The sequence below is a fragment of the Streptomyces verrucosisporus genome, from assembly GCF_017114865.1.
GTDB classification, from domain to species: domain Bacteria; phylum Actinomycetota; class Actinomycetes; order Streptomycetales; family Streptomycetaceae; genus Streptomyces; species Streptomyces fenghuangensis.
On sequence record NZ_JADEYH010000002.1, the window covers coordinates 227,099 to 239,316 of the forward strand.

The 12,218-nt window shown below is 76.2% G+C and carries 13 protein-coding genes; 4 read left to right on the forward strand and 9 right to left on the reverse strand.

What is annotated here, in order from left to right:
- Positions 1-8 precede the first annotated feature (8 nt).
- A complete protein-coding gene (locus IQ279_RS03990; protein WP_206346881.1) occupies positions 9-2,513 on the reverse strand; it encodes a helicase-associated domain-containing protein in 2,505 nt (834 codons plus the stop codon).
- Positions 2,514-2,620: 107 nt separating this feature from the next.
- On the opposite strand from IQ279_RS03990, the gene IQ279_RS03995 reads away from it, so the two are divergent.
- Positions 2,621-3,736, forward strand: a complete 1,116-nt coding sequence (locus IQ279_RS03995; protein WP_206346882.1) for a hypothetical protein — start codon at positions 2,621-2,623, stop codon at positions 3,734-3,736.
- Between the two features lie 52 nt (positions 3,737-3,788).
- Positions 3,789-4,205, forward strand: a complete 417-nt coding sequence (locus IQ279_RS04000; RefSeq protein ID WP_206346883.1) for a DUF3592 domain-containing protein — start codon at positions 3,789-3,791, stop codon at positions 4,203-4,205.
- A gap of 99 nt (positions 4,206-4,304) precedes the next feature.
- Here IQ279_RS04000 and IQ279_RS04005 read toward each other — a convergent pair whose 3' ends face one another.
- The 4 genes from IQ279_RS04005 to IQ279_RS04020 are packed head-to-tail and all read right to left on the reverse strand — an operon-like array spanning position 4,305 to position 8,354.
- Positions 4,305-5,279 (reverse strand): ABC transporter substrate-binding protein, encoded by a 975-nt coding sequence (locus tag IQ279_RS04005; RefSeq protein ID WP_206346884.1) that lies wholly within the window; start codon positions 5,277-5,279, stop codon positions 4,305-4,307.
- Positions 5,276-6,202, reverse strand: a complete 927-nt coding sequence (locus IQ279_RS04010) for an ABC transporter ATP-binding protein (protein ID WP_206346885.1) — start codon at positions 6,200-6,202, stop codon at positions 5,276-5,278. Before IQ279_RS04010 ends, IQ279_RS04005 begins: the two co-directional genes overlap by 4 nt.
- Complete coding sequence (locus IQ279_RS04015; RefSeq protein WP_307792155.1) at positions 6,199-7,296, reverse strand: FecCD family ABC transporter permease; 1,098 nt, start codon at positions 7,294-7,296, stop codon at positions 6,199-6,201. The genes IQ279_RS04010 and IQ279_RS04015 overlap by 4 nt, the downstream gene beginning before the upstream one ends.
- The gene (locus IQ279_RS04020) at positions 7,293-8,354 is read right to left on the reverse strand and encodes a FecCD family ABC transporter permease (protein ID WP_206346886.1); all 1,062 of its coding nucleotides are present in this window, start codon (positions 8,352-8,354) and stop codon (positions 7,293-7,295) included. Before IQ279_RS04020 ends, IQ279_RS04015 begins: the two co-directional genes overlap by 4 nt.
- A 169-nt stretch (positions 8,355-8,523) precedes the next feature.
- Between IQ279_RS04020 and IQ279_RS04025 the strand changes: the two genes are divergently transcribed.
- Positions 8,524-9,150, forward strand: coding sequence for an HAD family hydrolase (locus IQ279_RS04025; RefSeq protein ID WP_206346887.1), 627 nt, complete (start codon positions 8,524-8,526; stop codon positions 9,148-9,150).
- A gap of 34 nt (positions 9,151-9,184) precedes the next feature.
- On the opposite strand, the gene IQ279_RS04030 is transcribed toward IQ279_RS04025, so the two are convergent.
- Positions 9,185-9,427: a hypothetical protein gene (locus tag IQ279_RS04030; protein WP_206346888.1), complete on the reverse strand. Its 243-nt coding sequence runs from the start codon at positions 9,425-9,427 to the stop codon at positions 9,185-9,187.
- 214 nt (positions 9,428-9,641) lie between these two features.
- Here IQ279_RS04030 and IQ279_RS04035 point away from each other — a divergent pair, with 214 nt between their 5' ends.
- Positions 9,642-10,025 carry a cold-shock protein gene (locus IQ279_RS04035; protein ID WP_206346889.1) on the forward strand — a complete coding sequence of 128 codons (384 nt, stop codon included), beginning with the start codon at positions 9,642-9,644 and terminating at the stop codon, positions 10,023-10,025.
- A gap of 65 nt (positions 10,026-10,090) precedes the next feature.
- On the opposite strand, the gene IQ279_RS04040 is transcribed toward IQ279_RS04035, so the two are convergent.
- From IQ279_RS04040 to IQ279_RS04050, 3 genes are read right to left on the reverse strand one after another with little or no spacing between them, the layout of a single operon-like run.
- Positions 10,091-10,984 (reverse strand): 1,4-dihydroxy-6-naphtoate synthase, encoded by an 894-nt coding sequence (locus IQ279_RS04040; protein ID WP_241027555.1) that lies wholly within the window; start codon positions 10,982-10,984, stop codon positions 10,091-10,093.
- The gene (locus IQ279_RS04045; RefSeq protein ID WP_307792160.1) at positions 10,965-11,654 is read right to left on the reverse strand and encodes a futalosine hydrolase; all 690 of its coding nucleotides are present in this window, start codon (positions 11,652-11,654) and stop codon (positions 10,965-10,967) included. Before IQ279_RS04045 ends, IQ279_RS04040 begins: the two co-directional genes overlap by 20 nt.
- 53 nt (positions 11,655-11,707) lie before the next feature.
- A complete protein-coding gene (locus IQ279_RS04050; protein ID WP_206346890.1) occupies positions 11,708-12,211 on the reverse strand; it encodes a DUF2771 domain-containing protein in 504 nt (167 codons plus the stop codon).
- Positions 12,212-12,218 lie beyond the last annotated feature (7 nt).

Here is a 12,218-nt window from a genome sequence, read left to right on the forward strand (position 1 = left end):
GCGGCGGGTCACGCCCGGCCCGCCGTCCTCGCCGGGTCGTCCGGGCCGTCCGGGCCGTCCGGAGCCCCCACGTCCGCCGCGCCCGTGACGCGGTGCAGCGGGTAGGTGCGGACCTCCTCGGCGGTGTGGTCGTACGCCGTGACGAAGCCGCCCTCGACTCGGACGGGCTCGACGACGCGCTCACCGGCGGTGCCGTCGGCGTCCACATGGCCGATCCGCACCGCCGTCCCGTGCCGGGCGGCGACGCGCAGGACGGCCAGGGTGTCGGCCGCGGACGTGCGCGGCGGCGGGCCGCCGGGAGCGGCCGGGACCGGGCGGCGGGGCCGGGGCGGCGCTCCGCCGGCCGCCACGTCCCCCGAGCGGATGGCGCGTACGGCGGCGGCCAGCAGCGGGGCGCCGGGACCGGGCGGGCCGTCCGGCACCGGCTCGGGCGCGGTGCGCGGCGGGGTGCGCAGGGCCTCGGCGCGGTGGACCACCACATCGCCCCCGGCGGACTCGGCGGCCGGGGCGTACCCCATGGCGCGCAGCCGCTCCAGCAGCGTGGCCGGGTCCGCCTGGGCGGCCAGCACCGTCGGCGCCAGCAGCCGCAGGCCCAGGGGGGCGGCGCGGCGGTCGGCGGCGATCTCGGCGAGCAGCGTCTCGTCGTCGCAGCGGACGTAGGAGCCGGCCGCGCCCACCCGCAGCCGCCCGTGCCGCCGCGCCACGTCGTCGATCAGGTACGCCAGCGGCTGCGGGACGGGCGTGCGGGAGTGGGCGGCGAGGAAGGAGTGCAGGTCGTCGGCGCCGTGGCCCGCGTCGAGGGCGCGGCGCACCGAAGCGGGGGTGAAGCGGTAGACCGTCGCGCCGCCCTTGGACTCGATGTCGGCCAGGGTGTTCAGCGTCTCGGCCAGATGGCGGCGCAGCGGTCCCGGTGCCACGGCCGTCAGGTCGGCCTGGAGCAGGACGTGGTCCAGCGGTTCGGGCAGGAGGGGGGCCAGGAGGGAGGCGGCGGTGTCCGGACCGGCCGCCTCGGGCTCCGGACCGGCGGTGTCCGCGTCGGCGGCGTGCTCGTCCAGCAGGGGGCGTGCGTACGAGGTGAGCGCGCCGCGCCCGGTCACGCCCAGCAGCTCCGCCTCCGTCAGCGTCCACCGCACGATCCGGCCGCGCAGCTCCGCGCCGCCGCGCAGCGGGCACTCCCAGTCCAGCCGGGCGGCCACCGCGTCGGCCTCCGGGGCCGTCCCCGCGGGCTCGGCGGCCAGCAGGCCCAGGGCGCGGCGGCGCAGTTCGGGCGCGGGGCCGCGGTCCAGGCCGGGGCCGAGCGCGCCGAGCGTCCGGCTGCGGGCGTCGCGCCCGCCGACCAGTCCGGCCAGCCGGGTGGCCGCCAGCCAGGCGCGGGCCAGGTGCGTCCAGCGCCGCTCGGGCGGCTCCTCCAGCCACGCGTCGTAGGCGGGGGTGGGCGCGTACCGCTCGCCCTCCTCGCCGTCGGAGGCCAGCAGCCCGGCGGCGTAGGCCAGCTCGATCCAGAAGGCGGCGACGGGTTCGGACACGTCGAGCGCGACGGCGGCGCGCTTCAGATCCCGCACGCCCAGGCCGCCGGCGCGCAGCACCGGCGGCGCGCCGGCCTCCGTGCCCCACAGCTCCAGCAGCTCCTCGACGGCCGCGAGCGCGGTCATCGCCTGGCCCGCGCCGGCGGAGTCCGCCACCGCCGGTGTGCGGGCGCGGCCGGGGCCGACGGGCGGCGGCAGTGGCTCCAGACCGCGGTGGGCGCGGCCGCCGCGCAGGTGCAGCGCCACCTCCCGGGGCAGTACGACCGTGCGGGGCGCGGCCGGCAGCAGCAGGGCGCGGTCCAGCAGCCAGCGGACCGGCGGGGAGGGGACCTCGGAGACCTCGCCGTAGGGCGGGCCCCACACCAGCTTGGCGAGCGTGGCCCGCGCCTCCTCGGGGGCCTGCCCCAGCAGGGCGTCCATCCGCTCCCGGTCGCCGAAGAGCGCGGCCAGGGACTCCAGCGCGCTCACCGGGTCGTGGGTGGTGGGCAGCCCGGCGGCGGTCAGGATCTCCTGGAGGCGGCCGGGCGACATCCCCGCGGTGGCCTCGGCCAGGGACGGGCCCAGGCCGGTGGGGGAAGGGCGCGACGCGGACGGGGCGAGCAGCTCGCGGGCGGTGCGCACCAGCCGCAGCCGTTCGTCGCCGCCCCAGACGATCGCCCGCTCGCGCAGCAGGCCCAGCGCACGCGGCAGCTCGTCCTCGCCGCCGTGCAGCAGGGCGGCCAGCTCCTCGTACGGGCAGGGGTCGGGCGCCACGGCCAGCGCCTCGGCGGTCTGGAGGGCGAAGCGGTCCAGGCGCTCCAGCGCCCGCAGCACCGAGGTGCGGGCGCCCGCGCGGGTGGCGAGCTGGGAGAGGTCGCCGGGGACGGGCGAGAGCAGGTCCGGGCGCGCCCGCAGCAGGGCGGCGAGCGCGTCGTCGGGGCGGGAGCGCAGCTCGTCGGCGAGCGTGCGGGGAGCCGCTCGGCGCTCTGCTGCGGGCTCTGTCGTCATCCGTACAACGTTACCGGGAGCCTGTGGACAACCGGTTCCGCGCGGAGGTGGTGGGGGTACGGTCGTGGCGTACGGATGCCAGGGACCAGTAGCCGCTGAGGTGTCGGGTGGGGATCGAGAGCGAACAGCTGGTCTTCGACTATCTGAGCCGGGTCGGGGATCTGGCGCACGGCACGGCCATGACGGCCGCCGAGCGGGCGCGTCTGGTGGCCGGGGTGCGCGCCGACATCGAGCGGCGCCGCGCCGAGGCGGGCGGCGCGCACACCGCGGCCGGGGTGCGCCGGATCCTGGACGGGATCGGGCGGCCGGAGGACGTGGTCGCGGGCACGGGCGTCTCCGTGCCGCAGCCCAGGGGACACGGGCCGGTGGAGTCCCGGCCCGTGGAGCGCAGGTTCGTGGGGCGCAGGCCGGCGCGGGAGGCCCCGGAGGGCGGGCCGGCGGCGGGCGGCGGTGACACGCCGCGGAGGCAGCCGAAGTCACCGAAACATCCGAAACCGCCGGAGCGGTCGACCGCCGCCTCGCCGCCCCATCTCGCGCCCGCCCACGAACTGGGCCCCGAGGAGAGCGACCCCGACTGGTGGCGCGAGGGGCCGGGCGCCCCCCGGTACGCGCCGGGCGGCCGGCGGCCGGTCGGTGGCTTCGACGGCGGGGTCGAGCTGCCGGAGGTGCTCGAGCAGCCGCCGGACCCGGAGAAGGAGGAGAAGAAGGAGAAGGAGAGGCAGGAGGCGCGGCGGAAGGCGGAGGCCGCGCGGGCCGCCGACGCCGACGGGGGCGACGAGACACCGGCCGCACCCGGGCGGAGCCGGTGGGCGCGACTGCCGCGCCCGCTGCGCCCGCGCACCGCGAAGGCGGCGGGCGGCGCGCCGCGTACGGCCCGGGTGCCGCGCGTCGGCGGCGTCGTGGAGCTGGCGGCCGCCGCACTGCTGGTGGCGGGCGCGGTGATGGGCTCGCTGATTCCGCTGGGCCTGGGCTGGCTGGCCGCCTGGTGGTCGCCCCGGCTGAGCCGCCAGGAGGCCAAGTGGGCTGTGACGGTCGTGCCCGGTACGGTCGCGGCCGCCGGGCTGGTGTGGCTGTGGGGCCGCACCGAGGGCCGCTGGGGGGAGCCGATAGCCGAGGGTGCGCTGGGCGAGGCGGTCACCGCCTCCTGGCCCTGGGCGCTGCGCGCCGCGGCCGTCGCCAGCGCCCTCTACCTGCTGTGGCGGGCCAGGCGGCCCAGGGGATAGGGAGAGCGGTGGCCGAGGGGACGGGGAGAGAGAAGAGGACGGGGGAGAGGCGTTGGAGGAGTTCCTGGGCCTTCTTTTCACCCTGCTGAGCGCCGGTCTCGGGCTCATGGGGGTGAAACTCCTGGTGCCGCTTGTGCGGAACGGCAGGTTCGCCAGAGGGAGGACCGGCGTCCGCACGGTGGGCGAGTGCGTGGACATGCGCTGGACGTCGGGCGGCTGGGTGTCCGGCATCGTCGCCTATGAGGACGAGGACGGCGAGCGGCGCCTCGCGTCGACCGGTGCCCACCCGGTCGTACCCGTCGGCATAGGGGAGACCGCCGAGGTCCGCTACGACCCGCGGGGCAGGGCGGCAGCGGTGGTGAACGGCGAGATGCCGCCCAGGGGCGTGTATGTCCTCGGCCTGGTGCCGATCGGCGTCGGCCTGGCCTTCGGTGCCATCGGGGTCCACTACCTGTCGATGGCGATCTGAGACCTGAGATCCGAGGGGGGCCGTCCGCCGGGCCGGGCGGGCACACCGACGCACGGTCGGCGGCCGCCGCCCCGCCCGGCCGGTGGACGGAGCCGGAGATCAGCCCTCGGAGGCGCCGGAGCCCTTGGGCAGCAGCTCCTTCATCTCCTCCAGGATCGTGCCGGCGGCCGTGTAGCCGATGCCCTGGATCCAGGTCTCGTCGTCCACGCGGTGGGCGCGGCCGTTCTCCACCGCCTCCATGCCCTTCCACAGCGCGCCGCCGACAGCCTTGTCCTCGCCGGACTTCGCCGGGTCGCCGTAGGAGGTGTAGAAGACGACGTCCGCGTCGCCCTGGTCGACCCTCTCGGGGCTGACGTCGACCGAGAAGCCGTCGGGGGCCTTGTCGGCGATGGCCGGGCGGCTCACGCCGATGTCGGCGAGGATGGAGCCGATGTAGTTCTGCCTGCCGTAGACGCGGGTGTCGGCGCCCTCGACGAAGCGGACGACGCTCACCGTCAGCTCCCGGGCCTTCTCCGGGCCGCCGAGCGCCTCGGTGACCTCGGCCGTCTTCGCCTCGTAGGCGTCGATGACCTTCTCCGCCTCGTCCTGCCGGTTGAGGGCGTTGGCATGGACCAGGAAGTTCTGCTTCCAGGGCGCGCCGGTGGTCTCGGTGAAGACGGTCGGGGCGATCTCCGACAGCTCGTCGTAGCGGTCCTTGTCGCGGATGTCGCTGCCCAGGATCAGGTCCGGCTTGAGCGCCGCGATCTTCTCCAGGTTGGGCGCGGCGATGTTGCCGACGTTCTCGATGCCCTCGACCTTCTCCTTCGGCAGGTACTTCAGGAAGCCGGAGGCCACGTCGGAGCGGGTGGAGCCGACGGGCTTGACGCCCAGGGTTATGGCCGAGTCCAGCTCGGCGGTGTCGAGGACGACCACGCGCTCGGGCTCGGCGGGGACCTTCACCTCCCCGTGGGCGGTCATCACCTTCCGGGTCTCCCCGGAGGCGGCGCTGCCCTCCCCGCCGCAGGCGGACAGGACGAGGACACAGGCCAGCGCGGTGGCGCCGGCGGCGGCCGTACGGCGGCGGGCGAGGGTCATGGGTAAGCCTTTCGGATGCTGACGGGGACGGTGGCGGGGGCGCCGGGAGCGGCGGCGGAAGCGGGGGCACCGGGGGCGCCCGGAACAACGAGTGGGCCGCCCGTCACCGGGTCGGGCACCACCACGGCCTCCAGGCCGAAGACCTCGCGGACCAGATCGGCGGTGACGGCCCGGTCCGGCGGCCCCTGCGCGACGATCCGGCCCCCGCGCATCGCGACGAGGTGGTCGGCGTAGCGGGCGGCCTGGTTGAGGTCGTGCAGGACCATCACGACCGTGCGGCCCCGCTCCCGGTTGAGCCGCCGCACCAGGTCGAGGACCTCCACCTGGTGGGCGATGTCGAGGTACGTGGTCGGCTCGTCGAGCAGCAGCAGCTCGGTCTCCTGGGCGAGCGCCATGGCGATCCACACGCGCTGCCGCTGTCCGCCCGACAGCTCGTCCACGGGGCGTTCGGCCAGCCCGGTGACGCCGGTGCTGTCCATGGCGTCGGTGACGGCCCGCTCGTCGGCCTCCGACCACTGCTGCCACCAGCGCTGGTGGGGCTGGCGGCCCCGGGCGACGAGGTCGCCGACGGTGATCGCCTCGGGCGCGACCGGCGCCTGGGGGAGCAGCCCGAGGGAGCGGGCCACCGCTCGGGTGGGTACGCGGTCCAGCTCCCGGCCGTCCAGCAGCACCGCGCCGTGCCGGGGCCGCAGCAGCCGGCCCAGGGCCCGCAGCAGGGTGGACTTGCCGCACGCGTTGGGGCCGACGACGACGGTGACGCGGCCGTCGGGCACGTCGAGGTCGAGGCCGTCGACGACCGTGCGGCTGTCGTAGGCGAGGGTCAGGCCGCGGGCCGACAGCCGGCTCGCGGGAGCGTCGGGCCCGGCCGGCCTGTCCGGCCCGCCGGCCGCCGTGGTCCCGCCGGGCGAGGTGGTGTCCGTCATGGTCTTCCTCCGGTGCGGCCGCGGGCGATCAGCCAGACGAGGTAGGGAGCCCCGATCGCCGCCGTCAGCACTCCGACCGGCAGTTCCACCGGCGCCAGGAGCCTGCGGGCCAGCAGGTCGCCGAGGGTGACGACGAAGGCGCCCAGCAGGGCCGTGGCGAGCAGCGGGATCTGCGCGGTACGCGTCAGGCGGCGGGCGATCTGCGGGGAGAGCAGTGCCACGAAGTCCACCGGCCCGGCCGCGCCGGTGGCCACCGAGGCCAGGACGACGCCGGTGGCGGCCAGCCCCAGCCGGACCCGGCCCAGCCGTACTCCCAGGGCGGTGGCGGTGTCGTCGTCCAGAGCCGCCCGCCGCTGGGCGCGGGCACACCACAGCACGGCGGGCAGCACGGCCAGCAGTGCCCAGCCCAGGGGTTCGGCTTGTTCCCAGCCGCGCCCGTTGAGCGAGCCGGTCAGCCACACCTGGGCCTGCTGGGCGGCGAGGAAGTCGCCCTTGGTCATGAACAGCTGGGTGAGCGAGCGCAGCGCGACGGAGAAGCCCAGGCCGATCAGGACGAAGCGGGCCGCGCTCAGGCCGCGCCGCCAGGCGAAGACGTAGACCAGCGCGGCGGCGAGCATCCCGCCCGCCACGGAGAGGTAGGGCAGCAGGGCGTACGAGGTCAGGCCGAAGGTCATCGCGCCGACGGTCACGGCGGCGGCGCCGTGGGTGACGCCGATGATCTCCGGGCTGGCCAGGGGGTTGCGGGCGACGGTCTGGATCAGCCCGCCCGCCACCCCGAGCGCGGCGCCCACCATCAGCCCGAGGACCACGCGCGGCAGCCGCAGCGTGCCCACGACCAGTTCGTCCGGGGACGGCAGGCCCAGCAGCACCCGCACCACCTCGGTGGGCGCGGTGGTGGTCTCGCCGAGGCAGAGGGCCGCGACGACGGCCGCGGCCAGCGCGGCGGCCAGCGCGGCCGTGACCGCGACCGAGCGGCGGTGGAGCAGGAACGAGGCGCGCCCGCGGCGCACCAGGCCGTACCCCGGGGGTCTGACGGGCGCCTCGCGGGGCGGTGCCTCGCGGGGCGTCTCGCCCACGGCGTCGGGCGCGGTCACGGCCCCACCGCCTTCCCGGCCCGGCCGCGCACCAGCGCCACCAGGAACGGCACGCCGATCAGCGCCGTCATCACGCCCGCGGGCACCTCGCCCGGTGGCACCACGATCCGCCCGGCGACGTCCGCCACCAGCAGCACCACCGGGCCCAGCAGCGCGGCCGCGGGCAGCAGCCAGCGGTGGTCGGAGCCGACGAGAGCGCGGGCCAGATGGGGGACGGCCAGGCCGACGAAGGCGATGGGCCCGGCGGCGGCGACCCCGGCGCCGGTCAGGACGGTGGCACCGAGGCCGCCGGTGATCCGTACGGCCGCGGTGTTCTGCCCCAGGCCCCTGGCCATGTCCTCGCCCAGGGCCAGGGCGTCCAGGCCGCGCGCGACGGCCATCACCAGCAGCGCGCCCGTCGCCAGGAATGGCAGCACCTGCCCGATCACCTCCGCATCGCGTCCGGCGACCGAGCCGACCTGCCAGAAGCGGAACTCGTCCAGGGCCGCGGCCCGCGTCGTCAGCACCCCCGCCACCACCGAGTACAGCAGCGCGTTGACGGCGGCCCCGGCCAGTGCCAGGCGCACCGGAGTGGCCCCCTCGCGGCCCCGGGCGGCGATCGCGTAGACGGCCGTCCCCGCGACGCCCGCGCCGGTGAAGGCGAACCAGACGTATCCGGAGAGCGTGTGCACCCCGGCGAAGGCGATGGCCAGGACGACACCGAGTGCCGCGCCCTGGCTGACGCCGAGGATGCCGGGCTCGGCGATGGGGTTGCGGGTCAGGCCCTGCATCACGCAGCCGGCCAGCCCGAGCGCGGCGCCGACCAGGACCGCCAGCAGGGTGCGCGGGGCGCGCATGGTCCGCACCACCTGGGCGGCCGGACCGTCGCCGCCGTGCACCAGCGCCTCGTACACCTCGCCCGGCGAGATGGCGCGGCTGCCGACGGCCAGGCTCAGCAGCACGGCCAGGGCCAGGGCGGCCGTGACCGCGGCCACCGCGACCGGCCGGCGGGCCGTCCGCGCGCGGCGCGGACCGGCCACCGGCCGGCCGGGCGCGGCGGGTGCTGGGGCGGCGGGCATCTGCGACCTCGGACGGTGTGCGGGCGGACGGGAGCCGGGGGACGGGGACAGGGACGGGCGCGGGGACAGGACGGGACAGGACCGGCTCCGCGTCACGGAAGCCGCAGAACCGGCCAGCCAAGGTTAGGCGAGCCTAACCACCTATGTCACGGAGTGCACAATGTGGGGTATGGCATCTCGTGCGGTGACGGTCGGCTTCGACCTGGACATGACGCTGATCGACTCGCGCCCCGGCATCCGGGCGACCTATCTGGCCCTCGCCGCCGAGACCGGCGTCCACATCGACGCCGACCTGGCAGTCACCCGCCTCGGGCCGCCGCTGGAGGTCGAGCTGGCGCACTGGTTCGCGAAGGAGGCGATCGACGAGACCGCTGCCCGCTACCGCGAGCTGTATGTGAGCCACGCCATCGAGCCGGCCCTGCCCATGCCCGGAGCCCGGGAGGCGGTGGAGGCGGTCCGGCGGGCGGGCGGCACGGCGATCGTGGTCACCGCCAAGCACGAGCCCAGCGCCAGGCTCCACCTCGACCACCTGGGCATCGAGCCGGACGCGGTGATCGGATGGCTGTGGGCGGAGGCCAAGGCACAGGCGCTGGTCGAGCACGGCGCCGGCGTCTACGTCGGTGACCACCTGGGCGACGTGCGCGGGGCGCGGGCGGCCGGGGCCCTGTCGGTGGCGGTGCCGACGGGCCCGTGCGGCGCGGCGGAGCTGCGGGAGGCGGGGGCCGACGTGGTGCTGGAGGATCTGACGGCCTTCCCCGCCTGGCTGGAGGAGTACGCGGCGGCCCGGGCCGCCTGAGCCGTAACCGGCCGCGGCCCTGAGCCGTGCCCGCCTACCGGCGGGCCGCCTCGCGCGCCTCGCGGCGCTGCACGGCGATCGACCGCAGCATTCCGGCGCCGGCGATGGCGAAGCCGACGCCCATCAGCATGCTGACGAGGTACGCGGCCGTGGGCAGCGGGTCGGAGCCGAGGAACAGGGGCGTGATGGTCGCGAGAGTGGCCACCGCGCCGACGACGAAGACGACGGCGCCGATGCGGACGAGCAGATCTCCCGCGCGGGACGTTTCACTGGTCACCAGGACAGGGTAGTTCCGTGTGAAGACACGCGCGGGACACGGGGGAGGCGGCCCGGGGCGTCTTGTCACCGGGGAGCGGATCATTAGTCTTGGTGACGGCGGGTCATACGGCCCGCCGCGGTCTTGTGCGGAACCGTTGCCTTTCAAGAAGTCGTTGTTTTCCCGACAGGTCGTAGCCCGGGCATCCGGACGAATTACGAGGACGAGGACAGACGTGCCTACCGGCAAGGTCAAGTGGTTCAACAGTGAGAAGGGTTTCGGCTTCCTCTCCCGCGACGGCGGCGGTGACGTCTTCGTGCATTCGTCGGTGCTCCCGTCCGGGGTGACCACGCTGCGGCCCGGTCAGCGCGTCGAGTTCGGAGTCGTCGCCGGTCAGCGCGGCGACCAGGCCCTCTCCGTGACCCTGCTGGACCCGGCCCCCTCCGTGGCCGCCGCCCAGCGCCGCAGGCCGGACGAGCTGGCGTCGATCGTGCAGGACCTCACCACCCTGCTGGACGGGGTCGCGCAGCAGCTCGAGCGGGGCCGCTACCCCGACCGCCAGCACGGCCACAAGATCGCCGGCATGCTCCGCGTGGTGGCCGACCAGCTCGACGTCTGAGCGGGCGCCCGGCCGCGCCCCGTACGGGCCCGGCCGGGCGCCACCGCCCGCACGAGCCGCACGGACTACACGAAGTCCAGCGCGCCGGGGCCCAGGGGCGGCACCAGCTCCTCGGCCGCGGCGCGCGTGAGCAGCCCGCGCACCGCGGCGTAGCCGCTCTCGCCGAGACCGGCGGTGAACTCGTTGACGTACAGCCCGATGTGCCGGTCCGCGACCGAGGGGTCCATCTCCTGGGCGTGCTCCAGCACGTAGGGCCGTGACGCCGCGGGGTCGTCCCAGGCCATCCGCACCGAGGTGCGGGCCGCCCCGGCGAGCGCCCGCAGCACCGGCGCGCCCAGCGAGCGCCTGGCGATGATCGCGCCCAGCGGGATCGGCAGCCCGGTGGTGCCCTCCCAGTACTCGCCCATGTCGGCGAGCCGGTGCAGGCCGTAGTCCTGGTAGGTGAAGCGGGCCTCGTGGATGACCAGCCCGGCGTCCACCCGGCCGTCGCGCACGGCGGGCATGATCTCGTGGAAGGGCAGCACGGCGATCCTCCCGACCCCGCCGGGCACCCGCTCGGCCGCCCACAGCCGGAACAGCAGGTACGCCGTGGAGCGCTCGCCGGGCACCGCGACCGTCGCGCCGCTCAGGTCCGCGTCCGCGCCCGGCTCGCGGGTGAGCACCAGCGGGCCGCAGCCGCGCCCCAGCGCGCCGCCGCACGGCAGCAGCGCGTACTCGTCCAGCACCCACGGCAGAACGGCGTAGGAGACCTTCAGCACGTCCAGCTCGCCGCGCTCGGCCATGCCGTTGGTGACGTCGATGTCGGCGAACGTCACGTCCAGCTCCGGCGCGCCCGGCACCAGGCCGTGCGCCCAGGCGTGGAAGACGAAGGTGTCGTTGGGGCAGGGGGAGTAGGCGATCCGCAGCGGCCGCCCGGTCCCGCCGGTTCCGTCAGTTCCGTCATTGCCGGCGCCGGTCAAGGTCCCTCCAACCGTCGAGTACGGGCACGATCCTGCCGAAGGCCGCGGTCAGGGCGTCCAGCGCCTCCGCGAACCGCCAGGCGGCGCGGTCGCGCGGGCCCACCGCGTTGGAGACGGCGCGGACCTCCAGTACGGGTACCCCGCCGCAGGCCGCCGCGGCCTCCGCGACCCCGAAGCCCTCCATCGCCTCGGCCAGCGCGCCCGGGTGCCGGCGCGCCAGCAGCGCGGCCCGCTCGGCGGTGCCGGTGGCCGTGGAGACCGTCAGCACCGGTCCCAGCGCCGCGCCGGCCGCCTCGGCGACGGCCCGCGACAGCGCCTCGGGCGGCAGGTGGACGCTGGTGCCGAAGCCCAGCTCGGCCACCGAGGCGAAGGGCTCGGGCCCGGCCGGGGTCTCGGCGCCCAGGTCCGCGGCGACGATCTCGGAGGCGACGGCCACCGAGCCGACCGGGGCCAGCGGGGCGAAGCCACCGCCGATGCCCGCCGATACCACCAGACCGTACGGGCGGCCCCGCGCCGCGCCGCGCTCCAGCGCCACGGCGGTACGGGCCGCCGCGGCGGCGGGTCCGGCGCCGACGGCCCGCACGTCGATGCCGGCCGGGGCGCAGGCGACCGCCACCGCGTCACGCTCGGCTGGTACGGCCGTGACGACCAGGGCCGGCGGGGCCTCCACGGCGGGAGCGGCGGTGCTGCGGGACGGCGCGGTACGGCGGGGCGCTGCGGGGCTCAGTCTTCGCTCTCGCGCTCGAGCTCGTAGTTCCACACGCCCCGGTAGTCGCTGCCGTCGTACTCGACGATGCTCAGCTGCACCGACTGCGGCTCGCCGCCCTGCTGGCCGCCGCCGTTCTGGAAGAAGGCGTCGCCGGAGAAGCTGCGGTAGGTCTTGGTGATCCGGTCCGTCACCGCGGGCTGGCCGTTGAGGAACAGCACCCAGCCCTCCTCGGCGATCTCGGGGTCCACGCCGATGCGCAGCAGGTCGCCCTGGCCGACGGTGATGGAGGTGTCGGTGTCCTCCTTGGCGCAGGACAGCACCTTGTCCTGCGAGATCTTGCCGTTGTCCTCGTAGCAGGCGGCTTCCGTGGAGACGCTGTCGGAACCGACGGTCACGGTCGCTCGGGGAGTCGGCTTCTCGCAGGCGGAGAGGGCGACGAGCCCGAGGGTGGCCGCACCGATGGCTACGGCAGTGCGGATGGTGCGGCTGCCCTTGCCCCGGGAGATCGTGTGGGTCATAGCACGC